Source organism: Micromonospora sp. WMMD1082, assembly GCF_029626175.1.
In the GTDB taxonomy this organism is placed as follows: domain Bacteria; phylum Actinomycetota; class Actinomycetes; order Mycobacteriales; family Micromonosporaceae; genus Micromonospora.
The window spans coordinates 5,254,855-5,277,464 of the sequence record NZ_JARUBM010000002.1 but is presented as its reverse complement, the minus strand read 5'-3'; the positions used below and the strand labels follow the sequence as shown (position 1 = coordinate 5,277,464).

Sequence of the window (22,610 nt, the reverse complement as noted above, 5' to 3'; positions counted from 1 at the left end):
ACCGACAGCGATGGCTCGTCCTGCGAATCGGGTGGAGTCACCGGCCGCTGTCCTCCCTGTCGCGGACGAACATCACGGTCGGAGCGGTCGCGGTGCGACGACCGCCTGCGGCATCGGTCCAGGTGATCGATTCGCGACGCGCCTCGTCGAATGTCACCGTGAACGAGCCGTCGTCCAACGACAGGTAGGCGACAAGCTCAGCTAGGCCCTCTTTCAACGGATGACGGCTCATCACGTCTCGCAGGGGCACCTGAGACTGCTCGCGCAGCAGGTCACGCACGGCGGCTATCAGACGGGCGGGGTCGACATAGACCTGTTCGAACAGCGCGGACAGGTCGACCTGCCCGGTAGGTTCCTCGGCGGTGACGCTGTCGACGGCATGCCCGGCCCGGGGCCGGTACAGCGGCCGTTCCATCGGCAACACGACATCGACCTTCGTGTCGTCAATCGACGTTTTCACCGCCGACGTGTCGCCGTCGCGCAGGATCAGCGCGTGCGCTTCGATACTGCGCAGGACATCCATGACCCTGCGATTTTCCAGCCACGCTTGGTCGTCAAGGAACCGGCGGAGCTGTTCCGAGAGTAGCCGTACCGTCGATTGGGTTCGGCCGGCCGCGTTCAACCAGTCGTGCTGCACGCGGGTGATGCGGTGATCGACCTGTCCGACGGCGGCCAGGGTCTGCACGCGTTCCAGCAGGTCGGTGAACTCCTCCTGTCGTCGGATCGACAGGAGGAAGTCGTAGAACGCGTCGAAGCTGCGGCCCTGGTCGGACCCGGAGATCGCGTGGCGGCCACCGACAATCTCATCGAGCAGTTCGCCCTTCGATCCCTGCCAGGCCGCGATCCGCTCACGTACCCGACGGTCCAGGGCGCGGAAGTTTTCCTCTACCTCCCGCAGATCGCCGAGCAGGCTGCGCGCTGTCGCCACGAACTGTTGGTACCGGTCGCGTTGGGCAGCATCGTCGAGGATTGTGAAGTCGCCCACGCGAACCCGAGCGATCTCCGCGTCGATCTCACCGCGGCGTCGTTGTAACTCCTCCAGGCGTGCGTCGGAGTCGGTCTCGGCACCAAAGGCCATCTGCCGGAGCAGATCAACCCCGATGTTGAGCCGTGACTCCGTACCAACGAACTCGCGCGCCTGCAGAGTCCGCACCCATGCCAGAGCGCGTTCGACGGCAGGGGTCGCGTCGAAGTGCACCTCGTCGGAGTCCGGCGGGTAGTACCGGCGTAGCCAGCCCGCATCCGCCCAGTCACCAAGGTAGGCGCGGGCGTTCTTCGGAAACGTTGCCTCGCCGTACTGTTCGTTGAGCGCGAACAGGGTGTCATCGAGCCGTTCGGCCAGCTGGTCCCCCGAAATTGACCGGATGTTGTCGTCGACGAACACCTGTCCCAGGAACCGCAGCACCAGTGGGGCGTGGTCGGCGCGAAGCAGCCGCCAGGCCTGGTCCTGCCTGCGCAGCCAGTCAATCTCGTCGTACTCCACGGGCGCCTTCCCTCTCGGGCTCGCGTAGCGGCGGTAGGTTAACCGCACCCTGCGACGAAACCAATACCTGTGGTGATCAACCGACAGAGTTTCGGCTATCGCGATGACAGTGCAGCGCGGGCTGCCTCACCGGAGCTTGTTGAGCGGCGTCCCGTCGCGCTCGCGGCGCCAGGCTGTCCAGCCGTTGGCCGCTCCAGCCGCACAGGCACTGGCAGCGTCTGATGGTGACTGATAGCGGCGGCCAGCGATCTCCAGCTCTCCGGATGCCAGGACAACAGCGATGAAGGTCTTACCGAGGCGAGGTCGACGCCAGTAAAGGCGTTCCCCCACCTGAAGATCTCCGCGAGCCATCAGAGGGGCAAGCGGACCTTTCGGCGGACCGACCGGCTGCGCCGGCGCGGTCGGTTGGTCGTCGATGTCGACGACGACTCGCACTCGTAGGGGTTCCTTGCGACGCAGCCCGTCAATGACGAGTTCGTCGTCAATCACCAACGTGATCTCCACAGCCACTACTCTCCGTCTCTACTCTTCTGAGATCTTAGCATCGTTCAAGCTTCAGCGATTGTCAAGTACGGATGCGGCAATGAGCCCAACGACGACGAGCACGATGACAGCGAGTCATCGCCATGTCTCGCGCGTCATCACGAGGCGCGACCAGAAGACCCGCCGGTCCCGTGCAAGACTGTCCACGTGGTGAGCGTCCTTGAGCGTGAAGTCTTCTCCGAGGCCGAGGCGGCACGGCTGCTGCGCGTCGCCCAGTCGACGCTGCACTACTGGCTTGAGGGCGACAAACGGCGAGGCAAGAGCTACAAGCCGATCCTGCGCACCGAACCGCGCGGCGGCCGCTCCGTGACGTGGGCCGAGTTCGTCGAGGCTGGCCTGCTGCGTGAGTACCGCCGCACCCATCGAGTGCCAATGGTCGAGCTGCGGGCCTTCATTGACCTGCTCCGGGAGCGGTTCGACGTCCCCTACCCCCTGGCCGACCGCCGCCCCTACGTCGCCGGCCGTAAACTGGTTCTCGAAGCACAGACGGCTGCTGGCCTCGACCCGGACTACTGCCTAGTGGCTGTCGTCGGTGGCCAACTGCTGCTCACACCACCCTCGGCCGCATTTTGGGAACGCGTGACGTGGGACGGCGACCTTGCCGCCGGTTGGCGTCCAGACCCCAACCCCCAGTCCCCCGTGCGCATCCTGCCGGACGTCCGCTTCGGCCGGCCGTCGATCAAGGGCATCAGCACCGAAACGATCTGGGAGCAGGACGAAGTCGGGCTCAACGTCGATGAGATAGCCGAGACCTACCAACTCGACATCGCCGACGTTCGATGGGCGCTGGCATACGAGAACTCCCAGCGAGCGGCGTGAGCCGGATCAAACCCGCCGAGGTTCGCTACTACCTCGACGCTGACCTACTTGGTCTCGCACGGGTTCTCGCAGGACTACGCCCCGACATCACCTACCCCGGCGACCCCGGGGCAGTGATCCACAAGCGGCACCGGCCGCCATGCCCGATCGCTAGCCCGTCGGTGAAGGACACCGTGTGGATCCCGGAAGTAGCCCGACAAGGTTGGTTGATCATCACCCGCGACCGCCACATACAAGAACACCGGCTGGAAATCGCCGCAGTGCGTGACCATGCGGCAAAGATGATCGCGCTCACCGGCGAGGACGCGTCCAGCGTGTTCGCGCAGCTCGAGGTGGTCATGAGTCGTTGGCGCGACATCGAGCGCTGCGCGGCGGAACCGGCACCCTTCATCTACGGCGTCACCCGCACCGGCATGCGCAAGATCTCGCTTTACTAGCACCGCCCGTCATCCGGAATCCACCACCTGCAACTGGCCGACGGATCTCCCCGCTGTCGGACTCACCGAAGCCGGGCCTGGCCCGGCATACCTGCGCACCAGCTTCCCGCTGCATACGATTGTCATAGGGATCGCTGCACCTGGCCCTGTCATCGCAACTCAGCCCTACCAGCGCAACTTGCGCAGGCGCGTTCGGTCAAGCGGGCGGATCCGAAGTGCCGCCAGTTCGCCACGCAGTGTCGGACGGACAACCTCAAGCCACTCCACACCGTCGTAGTCGGCAAGGCATCGGGGCGCCGAAGACAGGTACCGCAGCCCGAAGCCAGCGAAGTACGGTGTCACCTCGCCTCGGACGTCCTGCCCATGCAGGTGAATAGAACCTGAGTCCACCCCCTGCTGCTCGTAGTGGGCGAGCACGGCTTGCCCCGCTCTGAACGACACACCGCCGGGCTGCCATCTCTCCCGCAGGTACGACGCACTTTCAGCGCTATCCACAACGCGGTCCTCAAGAGCCACACGTTCCAGTTCGATCGCACGCATGGCTACCGCTTCGAGAAGCTGCTCACGCACCGGTCGCGGCAACCACCGGTCAAGCCCCTCAAACTCGGGGCTCATCGCGTCCCGTGGGGCACGGGCCGCCGTCGGATCTACCGCGATGCCACGCAGCCTCTCCAGAGCGACGCTCAGGTCGTCACCCCGGCGCCACAACAGCGTCAAGTCGAGATCCGCCCGCGCCCGCATGTTGTAGACCACCTGACATCCTCGTGTCCGGCCGACCAGCGGCCGGCGCAAGTCTCCGTGTGGATCCCGGCCAGCACTGAGCGCCTGCGCCCTCTCACCCGCAAACTGCCAATCAGTCCCATCGAACTCGATATCCAGATCAACGTCAGCAGGCTCTGGAGCTCCCCGGGCGAACGAACCAAACACGTACACCTCGGTCACCAACCGAAGCGGCCATTCGTCCTGCAGTTGGTCAAGACGCTCGAGGAATTGCTCGACAAGCAGCGCCGCCCGTTGTCTCTTCATGCTACTGATAGTCACATCGCTGATGCCGCACGTCGAGCTGCTCCAGGCACGCAGATCAACGAGCCCTACTCGCGCGCTGCTCACCGCGGGCCGCAGCATCACAGTGACTGCCAAGATGATCAGCTGTCCGGTCTCCTATGTGCCGGGCGGCTCCTACTTCAGCCGCTGTCACCGCCCCGCCGGGTTCTCGCCACGATCCCGCCGCAAGGATCACGCCTGACGGGGTGTTCCTCACCGACGGTGACCGCACGTGGCTCCATAAGCTGTACGTCGGAACAGGAGAAGGGATCCGGCGATGAGTATCGACATCACCTGGGGACGCGGCGACGGCGCCGCGTCGGTCAGCACCGTCGCCGAACTCGACGCCGCACTGGACACGATCAGTCACGCCCACAGCGCACAGCTGCCCTACTGCGTCACCCTCGTCGCTCCCGGCGACGGCGAGTTTCCCGTCATGCTCGACATCTGCGTCGGGCACCCCGATCGGTCGTTCGTTTACCACGTCGCCGCCGACGGCAGCAGCGCTTGGGGAGACCAGCCAGACCTCGAACCCGGGCCCGCGTTCACCTTCGACTACGCCGGCACGCCCACCGACGCCTGGCCCGAACGCACCCGCGTCACCAACGCGACCGCCCGGCAAACGGCACGACAGTTCCTCACTAGCGGCGGGCAACGAACCGCCGCGCTGGCCTGGGAAACCGCCGAATAGCTTCGAGCATGGCCACGGCTCACAGGGCAGATGCCACGACCACGGTAGGACGTCAGTCGCGGGGCCGCGCCGCGTGCGGTGTACCCCGGAGCCGCCGACATCCCGGGAGCACCGCACGCGGCCCCCATCCCTTACTCGGTCGTGGGTGAGACGGTGCCGCCCGCCTGCGACCACCGGTCGGCGTGGGGAGTTTGTCGATTTCCGTGTTTGGGCCTGTGGTGTGATCGATGCTGTTAGATGGTTATCCGGTCGCCGTAGGCGAGGATCAGGGCGTTGAGGGCCTTGGCCCAACCGTAGACCCGGCCGGTGATGCTCCCGCCGCCCTTACGTTTCTGCTGGACGACGAGGTAGAGGACCTTCATCGCGGCCTGCTCGGTCGGGAAATGCCCGCGTCGGCGGGCGGCCTGACGGAACCGGGCGTTGAGGGACTCGATGATGTTGGTGGTGTAGAGGACTTTGCGGACCTCGTGGTCGTAGTCGAGGAAGGGCACGAACTGTGGCCAGGAGGTGCGCCAGAGCCGGATCACGGCCGGGTACTGGTCACCGAACTGCGTGGCGAACTCCTCGAAGCGGGCCTCGGCGGCGGCGACGGTGGGGGCGGTGTAGATGTCCCGCAACGCGGGGGTGATCTTCTGCCAGTCCTTGCGATTCGTGTACCGCAGGCTGGCCCGCACCAAGTGGACGACGCACTGCTGGTGCACCGCCTGCGGCCAGACCTGCTCGATGGCGTCGGTCATGCCCTTCAGCCCGTCGGAGCAGACCATGAACACGTCCTCGACGCCTCGGTTACGTAGTTCGGTGAGGTAGCCGGCCCACTGCTTGGCGCCCTCACCGCCGGTCCCGGCCCACATACCGAGGACGTCGCGTTCCCCGTCGAGGCTGATCCCGACCACGACGTAGACGGGCCGGTTCGCGACCTGCCCCTGCCGGATCTTCATCACCAGCGCGTCGATGAACACCACCGGATAGACCCGGTCCAGGGGCCGTTGCCGCCAGGCCTCCATCTCGTCCACGACGCTGTCGGTAACCCGGCTGATCAACTCCCGAGACACGTCAGCGTCATACACATCCGCCAGATGCGCGGCAATCTCCCCGGTCGTCAGGCCTTTGGCATACAGCGACAGGATCGCCTCGTTGAACCCGTCCAACCGGCGGACGTGCTTCGGGACGATCCGCGGTGTGAACGACCCCGTCCGGTCCCGCGGGACCTGGATCCGCACCGGCCCGACCTCGGTCTGGACCGTCTTCGCACCGTGCCCGTTACGGATGTTGGTCCGCCGACCCGACTCCTCGTCGACGCCGACCTCGTCGAGGTGGGCATCCAACTCGGCGTCGAGCGCTGATTCCAGGACGGTGCGGGTGATCCCCGCAAGGAGCCCTCCCGGGCCGACCAACGAGACTCCGTCGGCCTTGGCCCGCTGCACCAACTGCTGCGCGAACTCCACCTCAGCCGCCGACGGCCGCGGAAGCTGAACAGCGTTCTTCTTGTCTGCCATGACGTGGTCCTTCCCGGACAGGATCAACGTCCTGTCCAACGGACCACACCCAGGTCAAACACGGAAATCTAGGCTCTGTCTCACATTCGGTGGTGACCGAAGGTAATCGATGTCGTTGAGGTCATGTGTGCAAGATCGATGATCTGACGAAGATGGTGTTCTCGGGGTTGTCCCCGCTGGTGATCGATGACGTCACGGACGAGGGCGAGCGGATTCTGGTGCGGGCTCGGACTCCTGAAGCGACGGTGGCGTGTCCGGGCTGCAAGGTGGTGACGGGCCGGGTGCACGGGTATCACCAGCGGACTCTGGCGGATGTGCCGGTCGATGCCCGGCCGGTGGTGCTGCGGGTACGAGTGCGCCGTCTGGTGTGCCCGACGCAGGGCTGCCGTCGCACGTTCCGGGAGCAGCTTCCGGGAGTTCTGGAGCGTTACCAGCGTCGCACGTCCCGGTTGATTTCGCAGGTGGCTGCGGTCGTGCGTCAGCTGGCCGGCCGGGCCGGTGCTCGCCTGATGTCGGTCCTGGCGATGGTCGTCATGTCCCGGCACACTGCCCTGCGGGCGCTGCTGCGTATTCCGTTGCCGCAGCGGCGGGTGCCCCGCGTGCTCGGGGTCGACGACTTCGCGTTGTGTCGTCGTCGCCGTTACGCCACCGTCCTGATCGACGCGGTCACCCGTGAGCGCATCGATGTGCTGCCCGACCGCAAGGCCCACACGTTGGAGACGTGGCTGTGTGAGCATCCCGGTGTCGAGATAGTGTGCCGGGACTCCTCCGGCGCCTACGCCGAAGCGGTCCGCCGCGCCCTACCCCAGGCGGTGCAGGTCGCCGATCGCTGGCACCTGTGGCACAACCTCGCCGAAGCCGTCCGCAAAGAAGTCACCGCACACAGCACGTGCTGGGCCACCACCGGCCTACCGCCCCAGGACGGCATCCGGGCCGTGACCACCCGGCAGCGGTGGCAGCAGGTCCACGATCTGCTCGACAAGGGCGTCGGCCTACTCGAATGCGCCCGCCGCCTCAACCTCGGCCTCAACACCATCAAACGCTACGCCCGCATCAGCCAACCCGAACGTCTGGTCCGCGCACCCCAGTACCGGCCCACCCTCGTCGACCCCTACCGCGCCCACCTACGCCAACGCCGCCAACAGGACCCCGCCGTCGGCGCCACCCAACTCCTCGCCGAGATCAGGGAACTGGGCTACACCGGCAGCCTCAACCTGCTCTACCGCTACATCACCCAAGGCCGCGTCGAAGCCGACCGCCCAGCCCTGTCACCCCGACGCCTCACCCGCTACCTCCTGACCCCACCCGATCAGCTCACAGACCACCAACGGTCGCTCGTCGACGCCCTCACCGCCGCCTGCCCGGAGATGACCACGCTGACCGGCTTCATCGGCTCGTTCGCCAGCCTCCTCACACCCGCAGCCGGCAACGACCACCGTCTCGACACATGGATCACCGAGGTCACAACAACGGACCTGCCCCACCTACACACCTTCACCCGCGGCCTCGGCCTGGACCGCGACGCCGTCAACGCCGCCCTGACAACCCCCTTCCACAACGGCGGCACCGAAGGCGTCAACACCAAAACCAAATTGATCAAGCGGCAAATGTACGGACGCGCCGGGTTCGACCTTCTACGACACCGAATCCTGCTCGGCTAACCGGCACCCTCCGTCACCACCGAATGTGAGACAGAGCCGAAATCTACGCAGTCCCACCGCCTCGAATCTCACTTTAGGACGGTGAGAGATGCCCGTGGCACGTCATCGGAGTCAGCGCTCGGTATGGGCGGGTTGGATTTTCTTTGGTGTAGTCATCGCCGGTGTAGTGATGTACTTGGTCGTAGTCGGACTAGACAAGGCCGACAAGACGGCCAGCAGTATCGGCGCGGTCGTGGCGTTGATCGCTTTAGGAGTTCCGTACCTACTAAACCCACGGAAGACTGGAGGCGTCTCGGTGTCCGATACGGACCTCGTATACACACCGAGTCCGACCTACGAGCGTGCCGCCGCTGGTGCGCCCGACCATGACCTTGACCCGCTGACTACGGCCCTGCTCGCCATCGAGCGGTACGTTCGCTGGTTGCAAGACGTTTGCCAGTACCAGCCCACAACCGTGTCCCTCGACTGTCAGCAGTGGTTGGCTTCTATCGGGTCTGCGTCATCGACGCGATACTGGAGCGCTCGTTAGCCGACTACGTCCCCGACCCACGGTCCCTCCGGGCCGAGTCGCCGACCCTAGGACTGGGGCACTTGCAGTTCGAAGCTCTGATTGCGACCGCTCGCCAGTCCTCGAACCGGACGACTTCGCCCGGGTCGCAATCTTGGGCCTGCTCGGTCTGCGGATCTTCGAAGCCTGCGGATCGAGCATCGCCGACTTGGGCGAGGAACACGGCCGCCGGATCCTACACGTGTGCGGGAAGGGCGGCAAGGTCGTCCTCGTCTCAGACTTCCACGAGCCCCATCGATGGGATCAGTCTCAGATGTTGGTGCCCGGCCGCCGAGCGACCGGAGGGTGGGCGGAACGTGGCTGTCTCACGGGCCGTTCCCACTTCAGGACGTAGTAGACCATCGCGCGAGTGATATCGTGCCGGTTCGGTTCCTCGCGGATCCACTCGTAAATCTGCCGCGGCCCCCAGCTGGGCTCATCGAGCGCGATTCTCTTGATGTAGTCGTATTTTGCATCGGTCAGGTCTGCCGGCCGTTCGGCAGGTGCCAAGTCGGCGTCGCGGATGACGTTGTGCACCGGTTCGCTGGTGTCGTCGTCATGGACCATGCGGACCTCCGGTGGGGTCGTCCACGTGACCACGCTATAGACGATCGCCGACGCCGGTCCATGCCAGGCTGCGGCGGGACGGTGACGTGAATACGGCATGATCCTGCCCGGGGCGCGGCGGTCCGTCTGCTCCTCGACGGTAGATGCTTAGCTCTTGCCGGTGGTGGTCCATGTCGCGGTCGTCGATCCCCTTCCGATGTTCCGGCATGGCGTCGCGACCGTGCTGACTCCTGCCGGTCACCGGGTCGAGACACCGGAAGACGTCCTGGCGTGGGCGCGTTCCCGCCAGCCTGCGGTGGTCCTGGTCACGCTGTCGTCCCAGCAGAGTTGGGATCTGCTCGGTGCGCTGCACGACGCCGGGTCCGCTCACGTTGTGGCGCTGTTGGAGGAGCAGCCGGCGGAGCAGACAGCCAGCATGGCCGGTGTTCGGGCAGTGCGGGCCGGCGCCACGTCCGTGCTGTTCCGAGGCTCCGAGGGGGAGGCAGTGTTGCGGACCGTGGAGGCAACCGCCGACGGTCTGGCCGTGCTACCTGCCGACGTTCTCACCGCGCTGGCCAGTGCGAGCCTGCCGAGTGGCGGTTCGCCGGACCGGCCTGCGGAGGAGCGGCTGTCGTGGTTACGCCAACTCGCGGCCGGTGCGACGGTGGCTGAGCTGGCCGGTCGCGTCGGTTATTCGGAGCGTGCGATGTTTCGGATGCTGCGATCGCTGTACCGAGACATGGGTGTGGAGACGAGGATGCAAGCGGTCCTGCGGGCGCAGGAGCTCGGATGGCTTCCGCCTGCAGCCGATCGGTTATCCCGTCGGCCGTGACCCGGTGTTGGCCAGTACCTCGAGCACCGGCCGCAGCCCACCGGGCCGCTGGGCGTAACCATCGAGCCGGCTCACCAGCATCTGCATCCGTTCGCGAAGGTAGGGTGCGGCCGCCTTGGTCACGTCGTTGGCTACCGTGAACTCGTCGTGGGCGGGGCGGAGTGACTCGCTGGTATTCAGGCGTTGGCCACAGATGGCGAACCCCAACATGTGGCGCGCGCCAAAGTCACGCCCGTCCCGATCGATCCGCTTGCGGGCTTGCTCGGCGAGGTCGTCGAAGAGGCGCCCGGCGGTGACAGGATCCGACTCCTGGGTCGTGAGCGCCCGCAGCGCGAGCACGATGAGGGCCTGCCCGTCCCGCCGGTACCGATCCGCCTTCTCGATGTGCTGCCTGGCCGTCCCGACCTCGTCCCGTGTCAGATAGGTCATGGCGAGGGTGGTGCGGGCCTGCAGGATGGTCACCGGATCGTGCACTCGCACCGCCTGCTCGACCGCGTCGTTCGCCATCTCGATCGCCTTGCTGAGCCTGCCCTGCGCGAGCAGGAGGTCGGCGCGGGCATCTTGGCAGGCGACCAACCGCCAGCCGTCCGCACGGGATGCCGCCGCCTGCTCGGCGTGCTCGATGTACTCCTCGGCACGGTCGGGGTCCTTCATCTCGGTACACCAGCGGGCGAGCCGCAACAAGATACGGATCATCCGCGCGTAGCCGTCGCTTGCGGCGCCAGATGCGTCCGCGAAGTCAGGGCGCGCCGCGATAGCGAGCGCCTCCTCCTCGCGGGCCAAGGCCTGGTCGTACTGTCCCCAGCGCCTGTGACAGTCGGCCAGCCCTCCGAGCGCACCCATCAGCACCACCAACGCGCGCTGTGTCTGCGCTTCCGACCGTGCCTGTTCGTAGTAGTTGTAGGCGTGCTCGGCGTCGCCGTTCTGCCAGTACATTGCGCCAAGGTTGGCGCGGATCTTGGTGCGGAGCTCGGGAGTGCCGATCTCCTTCGCCCGGTCCAGCGCGCGGCCGTATGCCTGGCTGGCCCCGTCGAAGTCTCCACGCCGTCCATATAGGTCGCCCAGCACGTTGTCGTTGGCCATCTCCGCGGCCGGATCGCCGAGCTTGCCGCACACTTCCAGGCGCTGGTCGAATAGCAGGAAGCCGCAGTTCCACTCATTCAGGATGTCGGCAGTCAGCGCGATCACGTCGTAGGCCACCGGATACCACCCACTCCTGATCAGCACACGTATCTGAGCGAAGTGGATGTGGAGATCATCAATGTCGCGTGGCTCTGCCACGCGCCGCCGCCCCAGCGCGATTGCCGCGCGTCGCAGCAGGACGCGTCGCTTCCCGGCGTCTCTGGGCAGCAGCGCGTCGACGTCAGCCACCTCCAGGTGGTACAGCCCGCCTTGTGTCGCGGTGACGAACTCGCTCTCCGCTAATACCTCCAGAATGCCCTCGACCTCGTCCCGGGTGGCCTTGCCAGCCAGCGCCTCGGTTACCCCGGCGGCCTCGATTGGTGTCGCGAAGGCGGCGAGTGCCTCAATGACGCGGCGGCGGGGCGCGGGCAGGTGCTGGCACAGGAAGTCGGCGAGGCGCCGCGGCGCGTCCGCCGGCTCCATCTGCGCAACGTTCGCGAGGAGGGTAGCTACCCGGACGGCAGGTTCGGAGTGCGTGATGATCGCCTGCATCAGCTGGGCACAGCGCGGGTTGCCATGCAGCCTCCAGTACAGCATCGTCAGGTCCGCCGGCGGTAGGTCAGTCAGCCCGAGCCGGCCCCGCTTGTCCAGGGCGCGCAGAAGGCTCGCGAAGTCCGGCTTCGGTAGGCGCCCCAGAGCGATCGACGGATCTACCGTGGACCAGATGCCACGGGTCTGAGCCTCCAGCGGGTCCCGGCTGAGCAGCACGACAGCCACGCGGTGCCGATGGTTGGTGGCGAACGCTTCCAGCGCCTCGTCGAGCTGAAGGTCGACGTGCCTGCGATCGCCCGGGACGACGAGGTGCTGGGCGGAGTCGATGACGATGACGATGTGTCTCAGCTCCGTCCCCTCCAACGCCGCTTCCAGGCGGCCGAGCAGTGATTCGCCCGGCCGGAGTACGGCGGGCCTGCCGTGCCGGCCCTCAAGATCTGCGATCAAGTTGCGCACGTCCAGCCTGCCGTACGGCACCGCCTCATGCCTGTACACCGAAACGGTCCTGTCGGCAGCCCTCACCTCGTCGAGTACCGCGTCGACCAGCCTGGTCTTACCGATGCCCGGCGGGCCGGTGACGGCAACGACGCCCCACGGTCCCTCGGTTAGCCGGTCGCGAAGACGCTCATACTCGCTGTCGCGGTCCAGCAGTGAAGGATCTCGCCGCAGCTGAGGTGCCGGGGCGGCCCGGTCGACCTCTTTCCGCATCGAACGCAGCGCGATCACCAGGGACGCGCCGCCGAAGACGGCACCGAGGCTGCCGGAGACGGCACCCACGATCCAACCGGTAGCCTCGATCCACGGCCAGGCGCCCTTCTCCGGGTCACCGAACGCCCGCCACCAGCCAAACCGCGTCCCAAGGGCGACGAGCAGTGCCAAAGCAGCGATGGTGAACACCGCGTACAACGGACGACGCGACCTGCCAGCCATCCCGTAATGATGCCGCCACATTCCGTATTGAGAAAGGGGCCATAGCCCAGGGCTCAGCTGCTCCTTCGCCGGTCCGGCGGCCTGCAGCGCTGCCCGCAGCAATCGCATGACCCGCCGCACAGCCTGCGCGGGCACACGTACTGCGTAACCCAACGACCCCGCGCCGTCGCTGACGGGAGCCCAGTACCACCTCACCGTGGCCCAACAGCCAGGGCTCGTTCGCCAACAGCCGATCCGAGGCGGCCAACACGACTGGCCGAACCAGCCGCCACGGCGTCCCTCAACATGGCCAACAGTCCTGGTCAGAGCAGATCTGTCCGACACCGGATCATGATCGTTTTCTGTTGGGTGGGCGGGTTACGGTGAGGACTCATTTCTGAGTTCTCTATCGTGCACCACCCCCGGGCCTTGGCCCGTCACGGCAGGAGCCGCACCCGCCCACCCGCCTCATCGGCCGGTCGGCAGCGACATCTCCTCCCGCGACGTTCCGCCCACCAGCACCACCAAATCTCTCCCACGCTCTCCACGCCGTCGCTTCGTCCAACGCTGTTGCCCACCCATGGATCTATCCGGCCAACAGCCGCGATGGCGACGCATCTCGCCGACCATTTCTGTCTTCGAGTGGACGTAGACGCATGTCCGCGTCCTTGACCATCGTGGTCACTCTCGACCCCGAAATCACCACTGACGCCCTGACCGGCTCCGCCGCGGACCGCGTCCACACGCAGGGGCACCTTCGTCCCACTGAGCCTTTCCGAGTAACGGTGTAGGGACTCGGGGTAACTGGCGCGGTCGGTGGTCCGGACGCGCCCGGATCCGTTGCGGTACAACGAGAAGACGCAGAACCCCGGTATGAAGGTGGTCCTTCCCGGGATCACCGTCATCGAGGTTCTGCGTCGCCATGAGTGACACATACACCGCCGTCCTGCCCGTACGCGAGGCGACCGTGTCGTTCCTGTCCGGCCTCCTGCACGCGCAACGGCAAAGGCTCGGAACCCGCGCCGAGACCCGGTCGTTGGGCTGCTTCAAGCAGGCCGTCCTGGTGATCCGTTGGTTGATCGACGGCACCCGCGTCTCGCAACTGGTCGCCGACAACAAGATCAGCCGGTCGACCGGGTACGCGTACCTGCATGAGGGCATCACCGTGCTCGCCGCCCAAGCGCCCGGCCTGCACTCGGTGTTGCTGGCCGCGAAGATGGCCGGCTACGCCCACGTCAACATCGACGGCACGCTGATCGAGACGGACCGGTGCCGCGCCCCCGGGCCGACACCCGGGGTAGATCTGTGGTGGTCGGGCAAGCATGACAACCACGGCGGGAACGTACAGGTCATCACCGCTCCGGACGGGTGGCCGCTGTGGACCTCACCGGTACGCCCCGGCCGTGAACACGACACCACCGCGCTGCGCGAGCACGGCATCCTGCCGCTGCTGAGCACCTGGACCGACGGCGATCTACGGGTCCTCGGCGATCTCGGCTACGAAGGCGAGGCCGACACGATCACGGTGGCGTTCAAGAAGCCGCGCAACGAAGCCTGCACCGACGTGCAGCAGCAGTTCAACAAGGCCCACAACGCGGTCCGCGCCATCGGCGAACGCGGGAACTCCCTGCTCAAGACCACCTTCAAAGCGCTACGCAACGTCAGCCTGTGTCCCTGGAACATCGGCCGGATCACCGCTGCCGCCCTGGTCCTACTCCACATCGACCACGGCCGCACTACATGATCACCCAACGCCACCAGCCGTTACTCGGAAAGGCTCAATGGCTGAACGAGCAGTCGGAGGCGCGTACAAAGCCGCGAACCCGTCGACGGGGCAGTCTGCGTTTCGCGTTCTACGGTCGGATGTCGACGGTTGAGCACCAGGACCGGGCGACGTCCCGGAACTGGCAGCTGGACTGCGTGACCGAACTCGTGTCCGGTCACGGGGAGATCGTCGCCGAGTACTTCGACGTCGGCTGCTCCCGCCGTCGCGGCTGGCGGCACCGCCCGCAATCCACTGCCCTGTTGGCCGCGCTCGGCGATCCTCTACGCGAATTCAACCATCACCGCACCGGTGAGAGGTGGACCCTCCGGACTGTCGCGGCGATCCTCGCCAATCCCCGCTACACCGGCCGGCAGGTATGAAACCGGCAACGCACCGACGTCGACACCACCAATTGCGCCCGCGACGCACGCGGAACCGTCCGCTGGAAACACACCAAGGACTGGGTGGTCTCTAATCAACAAGCCCACACCGCACTGGTCACCGAGCAGGAGTTCATCGCCACCCAGGCCGTCCGCTTCCGCCGAAGCGCCCACGACGGTACTGCCCGCAGCTACCTGCTCACGGGCCTGCTGCGATGCGGACTATGCGGCCGGAGGATGGACGCCCACTGGGTCAATCAACGCCCCGGCTACCGATGCCGCCACGGACATACCAGCAGCCAACGCCCCGGCAGCCGGCGTCGCAAGATCCTCTACCTGAGGGAGGACCACATCATCGCCAGGCTGGCCACCCATCCGAGCATCGCCGAAGACGCCCGCAGCCCGCACGCACTGGCCACATTCCTACGCGCCAATAGGATGGGCGTGGTGTGCGATCAAGCGCACTGCACACCGATCAAGGAATTCTTGCAGGTCAACCCATTGCACCCATGATCGATATGGGGTAATGATGTGTCCGAGGGGGGACTTGAACCCCCACGCTGCGGGCCGCTGACCTGCGCCAATCCTATCGACCCTGCTCAGCGCGTGTCCAGTCGTACCCGCTTGTAGCCGCTTGTGGCCCGTTGTTCCCGCCCGTTATCCCGCCGGGATCACCGTTGATCTTGCCCAAGCAAAGGGGGCCAGCGCATCGCACCGGCCCCAGCTATACGGCTACAGTTCCACGGACCCGTGCACCGTGTCGGCCGCGTCCCTCGGGACTTCCTCCCAGGCCCAGAGGCCGCCCATCACGACGTACATGCCGTGCTCGTTCGGCTCGATCCGCAGGTATTCCCCGTCCTCACCGAGGGCACTGCGGCCGACCACGATCGTGTCGCCGTCCCACCGCATCTCCGGGACGTCCGCGTCGAGGGTACGGCTCAGTCTCGGCTCGGTCATGCCGGACGACTCGTAGACGGCCCGCCAGTGCCGGCGAGCGTGTTCTTCGTCGGTCACGATCGCCTCGGCCACGTTGCGGGTGCATTCCCACAACGCCCAGCCGTGCCAGCGCCTCAACAGCGTGCCGGCGTACGCCGACTCGAAGCGTCGGCCGCCGTCGTACGGGTACTCCAGCCACTCGCCCGCGAAGTACCCGGACTCACCGGGTCGCAGGTCGATGTCGAGGTCTAGGGGCACGTCCATCTCAGCGGGCGGCCGGTCAAGAGTCATTTCCACGTGAACTCCGTCTTGGTCAGTCGAACAGGGTCAGGGCGGGCGGTTCGCGCCGCTCGCCAAGCTCGGGCACCTCTCGGCCGGTCTGGTCTTCCCACCACGCGGCGAACATTCGCCGGTGGCACCAGTTGTCCGGCGGAGGCACGGACAGGTCGCAGAAGCAGAGCAGGACCAGGCGACCGGCGCCGGCGACATCGGCGATCTCCGCCAGCTGCTCGGAGATCAGGTCGACTCCGGCGTCTTCCAGCCGCTCCAGGTAGATGTGCCGGTACGGGCCCTCGGCCATCTTGAGCATTGCGTAGGTCGGCGCGAGGAGCCGGGCGTACCCGGCCAGGTCGTACGGCAGTGGGAACCGGGGAGCGCCGACGGTCGTCCGGATCGGCGCGCCCTGTTCGGGGCGGAACCGCTGGTAGCGGTTCGTGAACAGCTGCAACTCAATCTCCATCTTGAGGCTACGTGTGGTCGTCGTAGAGCTGCCCGATCACTGCGGTCAGCTCGCCCCGGTGTGCTGGGCTACGTCCTCCCCTCAGCCGGGCGGCCACCGCCCGGCACCATCCGCGGTTGACGGCGAACCGCGCCGCCACGTCGTCCGGCGCGTAGCCGTTGACCAGGTAGCGGGTGGCCAGCGCCGCCACGTCGTCGCTGACCGGTGCGTTGGCGGCCGCCGGCACCGGTGCGGGTGGCCGGCTCCGGCGTGGCGGCAGCTCGGCTCCCGTCTCGCGCCGGGTGGCGCGGGCCCGGGCCAACGCCCGGTCCCGCGCCGTTTCCGGATCCGCGCCGGCCACTACCGTGCCCGCCGCCGTCGTTGCCGCAGCCGCCTCCGGTACGCCAGGCGCATCACCCGCAGCCGTTCCCGGCGCTGGTCCGCCAGTCGGACTAGCGCCGGGAGCGCGCGGCACACGGCGACGCCGAGCGCGCGGATCAGCCCGGCCAGCCCTCGGGCGGCCGCCTGGACGATCTCCCAGCGCCGCGCGAGGACGGCGGCGACCTGCCGCCACCACGCCGCGACGGCCTGCGCCAGCTGACGGCCCAACTGCTCCAGCGCCGACCGAATCCGGGCGGCCTGCTCCGGGTCGAGCTGCGGCACCGCGACGACGGGCGAGGTCACGCCGCCGCTCTCGCCTCGGCGTGAGCCTCGGCCGCCGGCAGCGGCACCACGGCGCTCGCCGGCAGCTGCACCAGCCACGTCCGGCCTACCCGGGCCAGCCGCTCGGTCAGCTCGTTGCGCACCTTCTCCGCGCCCTGGGCGTACTGCTCCAGGTAGCCGAGCGTCTTGTGCGCCTCGGGGTCGGTCTTGGCCTTCTCCCTCGCCGGTGAGAGCAGCCACCACTCGTTGGCGGCCACCTCCATGTCGGCGACGTCGCACGCAAACGCGATCCCGTGCAGCTCGGCTGGCTTGTGAATCGCCTCGACCACGGCGGTGGCCAGGTCGCGGGCGTCCCGCTCTGCCAGAGCCAAGCCGAGCTCCTCTGCCATCGTGATCAGCGCTGCGGTGGCCAACTCGCGGACGGCAACGTAGCCGGGCAGGGCGTTCCTGACCTGGCGGGCCTCCGTCTCGATCTTCGCCTCCTGGCTCATGCGACACCTTTCCGCCCTGATTGATGGCCGCAGTAGAGCATTGCGGCCGTACAGCATTCGGACACAGTGGTCCCTTCTGTTCCGGTTGCCTCGGCAGATGACCTGCCCTTACTTCTGCGACGAGCGCCGGATCGACGTGGGTGTCGAACTCCGCCCGGAGGGTGACCCGGTAGGTCACCGGCCCGGACGGGACCGCGTTCGGCAGCCGCGCATGCCAGTGCAGCTCGGTCCGCGTCCGTCGCACGTCCGCCGTGGGTCGGCCGGCTCGTGCGGCAGCGGCCAGACCCACAGGGCCGCGACCACGGCGCGCACATCGATCTTCCCCAGCAGACAAAGTCGTACATAGACATTGTACGCCGACGGGCACTAGCTGTCAAATTGAGACCGTACAGGTCGAAGGCACATGTACGCGCCGATCGTCTGCTCGGGGTCCAGCGCCCGCCGCTGGTCGTCGTCGGGGTTGAGCGCGGGCACTCTCGAACAGCGGCCCACCATCCCACGCCAGGCACACCTCCACCGGGTCTTGGTCCCCGCGCCGCGCTCTCCGAGGATCAAGCAGGCTGGGCGGCAGACCGATCGGGCCAAGCGCGGGCATCAGCGCGCTGCCCACGCTCACAGGCGTCCCACTGTGTCGGCATTGGGTACGCCGCCAAGACGAGAGCGCCCCGCGCGACCGCGCGGGGCGCTCGTTGCGACCCCTTACCTGGCGTTCACAACCGATTTTGGTGTCGCAGGATGATCTGTAGTGCGGTGTCTGTCGCGTCACGGATCGTCTCAAGGGCCTCGGCCAGGCCGTCCGGGTACTTCACGGTCTCCCGCATGTATGCCGCAGACGTCTCCAGCGCCTCACCTTCTTCGGGACCGTCGTGCACCCGCAGCCGGAGCGCCATGGCCATCAGCTGGTCGTCAAGGTTCACGCCCGGGATCCTGCCATGATCAACCGGCCGAAACTGGTGCCACGTCGACCAGCTCCGCCGGGATGCTCACCGCGACATCCGGGTCCAGTTCGACGGTCGCCGCCGCCGCGAGAGCCTGGGCCTTGCGCAGCTTCGCCGACACCTTGCCCGCCAGCGAGCGGAGGTCGTCAACGCGCTGCCGGTGACCGGCAACGCCGCCCTCGGCGCCAGCGAGCACCCGCGCCAGTTCCTCGGCGTCCATCTGCGCCAGCTCGTGCAGGACTTTCCCGGCCGCCGACAGTCGCTCGATCTTGCTCACGACCTTCTTGCGCTCCTCCACCACCCGCGCCTGCGCCTCCTCGTCGTGCTCGGCCTTGTCGAGCTGGAAGAACTCGGCCTGGTCCTCGGCCGCCTTGCACGCCTTGGCGAACGCCTCCGCATCCCGCGCCGAGGAAAACTCGCCCCGAGCCCACCGGACGACGAACCGCCGCTGCTGGTCGGCGCTCAGCCGGCACACGTACCAGGCGACGCCCACCTGCATCTGGCCCTTGGCGACGAGCTGCTTCGCGTCGTCGATCAGGCCGAGCAGATCGATCCGCCAGCCGATGTACGGCTGAGACTTGCCGAACAGCTCCGCGATCGCCTCCGTCTCCCAGCCGGCGTCGGCGAGGCGCGCGTACGCGGAAGCCTCCTCCATCGGCGTCATGTCCATCCGGTTGACGTTCTCAGCGACCTGCGCGATGAACGCCGCCTCGTCGTCCATCTCCCAGACCATCGCGGACAACTCGGCGATGTCGCCCTGCTGCGCGGCCCGCCAGCGTCGCTCGCCGACGACCAGGCGGTAGTGGCCCGGCTTCCCCGTCTTGCGCACCGCGACCGGCTGGAGCTGGCCGAGCTTCTTCATCGAGGCCGCCAACTCGGCCAGTTCTTCCTCGGTGAACAGCTTGCGGGGCTGGTCGGGGTCCGCCTCGATCTTCGCGACCGGGATGCTCCGTAGGGCTGGCTTCGCCACCATCGTCTTCCTCATTCCACGTGAAGGAGTACGGCTTTCGTACAACTTCATTGTATGCGAAAGACGATCTTGTCGTCAATGTTATATGTACGCCAAGGAGGATGTCAAAGTGGCGGCGGGGCGTTCGCGGCCAGGGAAAACAGGGTCGGGACGTGGATGACCGCAGCGGTGCTCTGTGACAGCCACCGCCGAAACCGCCCACCGGCCGCCGGGGTGGCAGTGGTCGACATCGCGGGCGGTGTCGGCGTCGGCGGCCTCAGAAGTCCGGCCAACCGCTGCACCTGCTCGTCGCTCAGCTCTACCTCATCCACCCGCCCGGAGGCCAGTTCCGCCTCGATCCGCTGGGCCAGCTTCAACACCTCGATCTTGCGCCTGCGCGGCACGCTACGTCCCCCCGTTTCTCGCATCGATGCACCAGCAGTGCCACTGCGACCCGACAGCAGTGGTCACGGTTAAGGCGCCCTTAAGAAACCGCGATGAAGATCGTAAACCGTTGACCACGGGGAGCGACAGCCCAAATGGATAGCCGGAAGCAACTTTCAGCCGATCAAGCAAACGGTTGCAACCCGGAAGGCAGGAGCGCCTAGGAGGACCGGCGGCTCACTTCCAGACGAATTCCAGCCGCTCGGCGTCCAGGTGCGTCCTCCCCGGCTGCGTCGCCGGCAACACAACGATTCGGTCCAGCACCAGCGCCAGCAACTCCCGCCGCCGCTCCAGCGGCGCATCCACCCACCAGGCCGCCAGGCCCTCGGGAGTCGTCGCCGGCAGCGACTGCAACCGCGCAGACTGGGCCAGCGCCTCCTGGAGGGAGCGTCGCTCCAGCTTCGCCTCTTCCTCGATCGCCTTGAGCGTCACCAAGCTGATCTCCCGCTTCGCGTACGCCTGGCCGGCCTCCATCAGCCGCTCGTCGATCGCCTCCACCGCGCGAGCGACGTGTTCGCTAGTGAGGGTCGCAGAACCCACGGCAGCCTCTAGCCGAGCGCGCACCTTCGGCGACGCCAGTCGCGCCAGGGCGCGGGTAGCCACCTCATCCTCCAGGGCGGCTGCCGCAATCCGGATCCGGCCGCACCCGTAGCTCGGGCTACCCGATCGGCACACATAGCCGCGCTTGCCGCTGTTGCTCGGCTGCGTGTACAGCGACTTCCCGCAACGCCGCACCTCGTCGCCCTCACCGTCGAGGGGGAATCCACATGCTAGGAACCCCCCGCTGAGCAGGTACTTGCGTACGTTCGTCGCAGTCGGCTGCTTACGCGACGGGTCGTCAAGGACCTCTAGCAGCTTTCGATGTGTGCTCTTCTCAATGATCGGGTCCCACTCGCCCTTGCCGACCACCTCACCGCGGTACGTCTTGAGACCTGCCAGGCGTGGGTTCCGCAAGAGGCGCGACAGCGACTGCTGAGTCCACGGGCGCCCGGCGGACGTCATGATTTCGCGCTTCCGCAGGTCGGCGACGATGGAGCGCATGCTCTCGCCCTCCAGGACGCGCTGCACGACCTCGCGGATCACTGCGGCCTCAGCCTGAATGACTGTGCGGCCCGTTTCGTCGTACCCGTAGCAGCGCACTTGCGGCCCCCCAGTTGTCGTTCTCCCTGTTGATTTCTCCGGCCGGCAGGCCCCAACACCGCCTCAGACATCGGACGTTGGCCAAGACCCCCACCTTGACCTGCGTCGGCGCTGTTAGCATTCTGCCTCGACCCAGACAGGACGACCTATAAGGTAGCAGTGCGTCAACGCACTGTGCCACCCACAAGAGCGTGTGAGTTGCGACATCGTTACCGACAGCGGCCGACGCCGGATGCTCACAACCGTCCCGATACGATTCGGCAGCGTACTCGACGCTAGGTATCCGCAGCGCAGAGAGCCCGGAACGCCGCGTAGAGCGGGTTCCGGGCTCTCTGTTCGCTTTGAGCTGGCGTGGGGCCGACCAGCCATTTGTCCCCCGACAGTTACACCGGTGGGCCCCACACCGCTTCTGACGCGACGCATCGCGTACGGTCACATTTAACCACTGCGACCGCATCGCACGCCACTACGAAGAGGCCAGCATTCTGAGCCTGTTCAGGCATCCTGGCGGTTCGGCCTGGGGTGAGGCCGCCGCCGCGTGACGCTCCACCTCTATCGGATTCCAGCGCCAGCCGGCGCCCGGTCGGCACTCTCGCCGACGTCGCCGCCGGCTTCTTCGGCATTGCGCTCGGCCTTTGCTTCTGCGATGCGGTCCCGGCCCCACCTCTCGCCGCGTCCAAACTGCTTGCCGAGCGCCTTGCCGGTCAACGGTTCCCCGGCGGCAGCGGAGTCACGCCAAGCCCTCCGGGCGGCAGCCCACAGTTCCTCCGTCGCCGCGTCGGACGGCACCGGCGGCGGTGTCACCGGCAGTGGCTGCTGCTGCGGCCAGGGCACCGGTGGTACGACCGGCTCCATACGCGGCATCGGGTCCGGCCCCGACGGCACCGACACCTGCTCGGCAGCAGGCTGCGGCTCCACCTCTGGTAGCGGATCCGGCACAGGCCCGGGGGCAGACCGCGGCACCGAGTCGGGAGCGGCAGCCGGCCGCCCGGCAAGTGCCGGTTCATCCAGCGGCATCGGCACCGGCCGCGGCGCGGCGACAGCCAGGGCGGCGGTACGCTCGGCGGCGATCGCGTCGCGCCGCTGGTGCGCAAGCACGACCAGCGCGATCGATGCCACCAGCGCCAAGCCGTCGACGGACAGCGGCAGGGTGCTCGCCGTCAGATTGTCTTCGCCGTACTCCAGGGCCAGGGCCTTCATGTGTCGGTAGCTCGCCACCGCGGCGACGCCGGCAACGACCACGGTGCCGATGATCTGCAACGCCCTTACCGGCGGATGCCGCGGTGCCGGCACCCGCATCATCACCTCGGAGCACAACAGCAGCGCTAGGGGCGGCCAGCCGGCAACGAACTTCTCCCCGATGCCGTCTCCCGCGTGCGCGATGTTTGCGGCGAGGCTCGCGCCGATCCCGGCAGCGAATGCCGACCAGGCGACCACCCACGCGCCCTTGCTCGGGCGCTCCGGTACCTCGGTGCTGGCGGTCTTCTCCACGTGAACCACTGCC

Annotated in this window: 24 protein-coding genes; 8 read left to right on the top strand and 16 right to left on the bottom strand. The window is 67.1% G+C overall.

The genetic code is table 11. The features are described from left to right. Positions 1–37: 37 nt before the first annotated feature. The gene (locus O7615_RS24405) at positions 38–1,483 is read right to left on the bottom strand and encodes a DUF3375 domain-containing protein (RefSeq protein ID WP_278180122.1); all 1,446 of its coding nucleotides are present in this window, start codon (positions 1,481–1,483) and stop codon (positions 38–40) included. 126 nt (positions 1,484–1,609) lie between these two features. Then, a complete protein-coding gene (locus O7615_RS24400; protein WP_278180121.1) occupies positions 1,610–1,987 on the bottom strand; it encodes a hypothetical protein in 378 nt (125 codons plus the stop codon). 189 nt (positions 1,988–2,176) lie between these two features. Between O7615_RS24400 and O7615_RS24395 the strand changes: the two genes are divergently transcribed. Beyond that, a complete protein-coding gene (locus O7615_RS24395; RefSeq protein WP_278180120.1) occupies positions 2,177–2,845 on the top strand; it encodes a DUF433 domain-containing protein in 669 nt (222 codons plus the stop codon). Continuing rightward, positions 2,842–3,282, top strand: a complete 441-nt coding sequence (locus tag O7615_RS24390; protein ID WP_278180119.1) for a hypothetical protein — start codon at positions 2,842–2,844, stop codon at positions 3,280–3,282. Before O7615_RS24395 ends, O7615_RS24390 begins: the two co-directional genes overlap by 4 nt. Positions 3,283–3,447: 165 nt before the next feature. Here O7615_RS24390 and O7615_RS24385 read toward each other — a convergent pair whose 3' ends face one another. Continuing rightward, entirely contained in the window at positions 3,448–4,308 is an 861-nt protein-coding gene (locus O7615_RS24385) for a nucleotidyltransferase domain-containing protein (protein ID WP_278180118.1), read from the bottom strand. Positions 4,309–4,603: 295 nt separating this feature from the next. Between O7615_RS24385 and O7615_RS24380 the strand changes: the two genes are divergently transcribed. Then, on the top strand, positions 4,604–5,017 hold the full coding sequence (locus tag O7615_RS24380) for an Imm1 family immunity protein (protein WP_278180117.1): 414 nt from the start codon (positions 4,604–4,606) through the stop codon (positions 5,015–5,017). Positions 5,018–5,250: 233 nt separating this feature from the next. Here the strand turns inward: O7615_RS24380 and O7615_RS24375 are convergent, their stop codons facing one another. Continuing rightward, complete coding sequence (locus O7615_RS24375) at positions 5,251–6,513, bottom strand: IS256 family transposase (protein WP_278180116.1); 1,263 nt, start codon at positions 6,511–6,513, stop codon at positions 5,251–5,253. Positions 6,514–6,665: 152 nt separating this feature from the next. Here O7615_RS24375 and O7615_RS24370 point away from each other — a divergent pair, with 152 nt between their 5' ends. Next, positions 6,666–8,174, top strand: coding sequence for an ISL3 family transposase (locus tag O7615_RS24370; protein ID WP_278176342.1), 1,509 nt, complete (start codon positions 6,666–6,668; stop codon positions 8,172–8,174). Positions 8,175–8,991: 817 nt separating this feature from the next. Here O7615_RS24370 and O7615_RS24365 read toward each other — a convergent pair. Continuing rightward, complete coding sequence (locus O7615_RS24365; protein ID WP_278180115.1) at positions 8,992–9,288, bottom strand: hypothetical protein; 297 nt, start codon at positions 9,286–9,288, stop codon at positions 8,992–8,994. A 160-nt stretch (positions 9,289–9,448) separates the two neighbouring features. Between O7615_RS24365 and O7615_RS24360 the strand changes: the two genes are divergently transcribed. Then, positions 9,449–10,099 (top strand): DNA-binding response regulator, encoded by a 651-nt coding sequence (locus O7615_RS24360; RefSeq protein ID WP_278180114.1) that lies wholly within the window; start codon positions 9,449–9,451, stop codon positions 10,097–10,099. On the opposite strand, the gene O7615_RS24355 is transcribed toward O7615_RS24360, so the two are convergent. Further along, positions 10,082–12,670: an AAA family ATPase gene (locus tag O7615_RS24355; protein WP_278180113.1), complete on the bottom strand. Its 2,589-nt coding sequence runs from the start codon at positions 12,668–12,670 to the stop codon at positions 10,082–10,084. The two genes, O7615_RS24360 and O7615_RS24355, sit on opposite strands and share 18 nt — an antisense overlap. A 934-nt stretch (positions 12,671–13,604) precedes the next feature. Between O7615_RS24355 and O7615_RS24350 the strand changes: the two genes are divergently transcribed. From O7615_RS24350 to O7615_RS24340, 3 genes are all read left to right on the top strand, one after another. Next, complete coding sequence (locus O7615_RS24350; RefSeq protein WP_278180112.1) at positions 13,605–14,426, top strand: transposase family protein; 822 nt, start codon at positions 13,605–13,607, stop codon at positions 14,424–14,426. A gap of 119 nt (positions 14,427–14,545) precedes the next feature. Beyond that, positions 14,546–14,827: a hypothetical protein gene (locus O7615_RS24345; RefSeq protein ID WP_278180111.1), complete on the top strand. Its 282-nt coding sequence runs from the start codon at positions 14,546–14,548 to the stop codon at positions 14,825–14,827. A gap of 84 nt (positions 14,828–14,911) precedes the next feature. Then, complete coding sequence (locus O7615_RS24340; RefSeq protein WP_278180110.1) at positions 14,912–15,340, top strand: zinc ribbon domain-containing protein; 429 nt, start codon at positions 14,912–14,914, stop codon at positions 15,338–15,340. 219 nt (positions 15,341–15,559) lie between these two features. On the opposite strand, the gene O7615_RS24335 is transcribed toward O7615_RS24340, so the two are convergent. The 10 genes from O7615_RS24335 to O7615_RS24290 all read right to left on the bottom strand — a co-directional run bounded on the left by O7615_RS24335 (position 15,560) and on the right by O7615_RS24290 (position 22,606). Next, positions 15,560–16,060 (bottom strand): hypothetical protein, encoded by a 501-nt coding sequence (locus tag O7615_RS24335; RefSeq protein ID WP_278180109.1) that lies wholly within the window; start codon positions 16,058–16,060, stop codon positions 15,560–15,562. Between the two features lie 16 nt (positions 16,061–16,076). Further along, on the bottom strand, positions 16,077–16,502 hold the full coding sequence (locus tag O7615_RS24330) for a hypothetical protein (RefSeq protein ID WP_278180108.1): 426 nt from the start codon (positions 16,500–16,502) through the stop codon (positions 16,077–16,079). A 7-nt stretch (positions 16,503–16,509) separates the two neighbouring features. Beyond that, positions 16,510–16,803, bottom strand: coding sequence for a hypothetical protein (locus tag O7615_RS24325; protein WP_278180107.1), 294 nt, complete (start codon positions 16,801–16,803; stop codon positions 16,510–16,512). A gap of 38 nt (positions 16,804–16,841) precedes the next feature. Next, positions 16,842–17,165: a hypothetical protein gene (locus O7615_RS24320; protein ID WP_278180106.1), complete on the bottom strand. Its 324-nt coding sequence runs from the start codon at positions 17,163–17,165 to the stop codon at positions 16,842–16,844. Beyond that, positions 17,162–17,635, bottom strand: a complete 474-nt coding sequence (locus O7615_RS24315; RefSeq protein WP_278180105.1) for a hypothetical protein — start codon at positions 17,633–17,635, stop codon at positions 17,162–17,164. The genes O7615_RS24320 and O7615_RS24315 overlap by 4 nt, the downstream gene beginning before the upstream one ends. Before the next feature lie 710 nt (positions 17,636–18,345). Beyond that, entirely contained in the window at positions 18,346–18,552 is a 207-nt protein-coding gene (locus O7615_RS24310; RefSeq protein ID WP_278180104.1) for a hypothetical protein, read from the bottom strand. A 19-nt stretch (positions 18,553–18,571) separates the two neighbouring features. Beyond that, positions 18,572–19,543 (bottom strand): ParB/RepB/Spo0J family partition protein, encoded by a 972-nt coding sequence (locus O7615_RS24305; protein WP_278180103.1) that lies wholly within the window; start codon positions 19,541–19,543, stop codon positions 18,572–18,574. A gap of 104 nt (positions 19,544–19,647) precedes the next feature. Further along, positions 19,648–19,926, bottom strand: a complete 279-nt coding sequence (locus O7615_RS24300) for a hypothetical protein (RefSeq protein WP_278180102.1) — start codon at positions 19,924–19,926, stop codon at positions 19,648–19,650. Between the two features lie 217 nt (positions 19,927–20,143). Further along, positions 20,144–21,049 (bottom strand): recombinase family protein, encoded by a 906-nt coding sequence (locus tag O7615_RS24295; protein WP_278180101.1) that lies wholly within the window; start codon positions 21,047–21,049, stop codon positions 20,144–20,146. A 609-nt stretch (positions 21,050–21,658) separates the two neighbouring features. Beyond that, entirely contained in the window at positions 21,659–22,606 is a 948-nt protein-coding gene (locus O7615_RS24290; RefSeq protein WP_278180100.1) for a DUF2637 domain-containing protein, read from the bottom strand. Positions 22,607–22,610: the final 4 nt, after the last annotated feature.

What these genes read in the sequence shown, in the direction of transcription:
- O7615_RS24385 (WP_278180118.1), bottom strand. Translation starts at nt 4,308, where the DNA reads ATGAAGAGACAACGGGCGGCGCTGCTTGTCGAGCAATTCCTCGAGCGT.
- O7615_RS24380 (WP_278180117.1), top strand. Translation starts at nt 4,604, where the DNA reads ATGAGTATCGACATCACCTGGGGACGCGGCGACGGCGCCGCGTCGGTC.
- O7615_RS24375 (WP_278180116.1), bottom strand. Translation starts at nt 6,513, where the DNA reads ATGGCAGACAAGAAGAACGCTGTTCAGCTTCCGCGGCCGTCGGCGGCT.
- O7615_RS24370 (WP_278176342.1), top strand. Translation starts at nt 6,666, where the DNA reads ATGGTGTTCTCGGGGTTGTCCCCGCTGGTGATCGATGACGTCACGGAC.
- O7615_RS24365 (WP_278180115.1), bottom strand. Translation starts at nt 9,288, where the DNA reads ATGGTCCATGACGACGACACCAGCGAACCGGTGCACAACGTCATCCGC.
- O7615_RS24350 (WP_278180112.1), top strand. Translation starts at nt 13,605, where the DNA reads ATGAGTGACACATACACCGCCGTCCTGCCCGTACGCGAGGCGACCGTG.
- O7615_RS24345 (WP_278180111.1), top strand. Translation starts at nt 14,546, where the DNA reads ATGTCGACGGTTGAGCACCAGGACCGGGCGACGTCCCGGAACTGGCAG.
- O7615_RS24330 (WP_278180108.1), bottom strand. Translation starts at nt 16,502, where the DNA reads ATGGAGATTGAGTTGCAGCTGTTCACGAACCGCTACCAGCGGTTCCGC.
- O7615_RS24315 (WP_278180105.1), bottom strand. Translation starts at nt 17,635, where the DNA reads ATGAGCCAGGAGGCGAAGATCGAGACGGAGGCCCGCCAGGTCAGGAAC.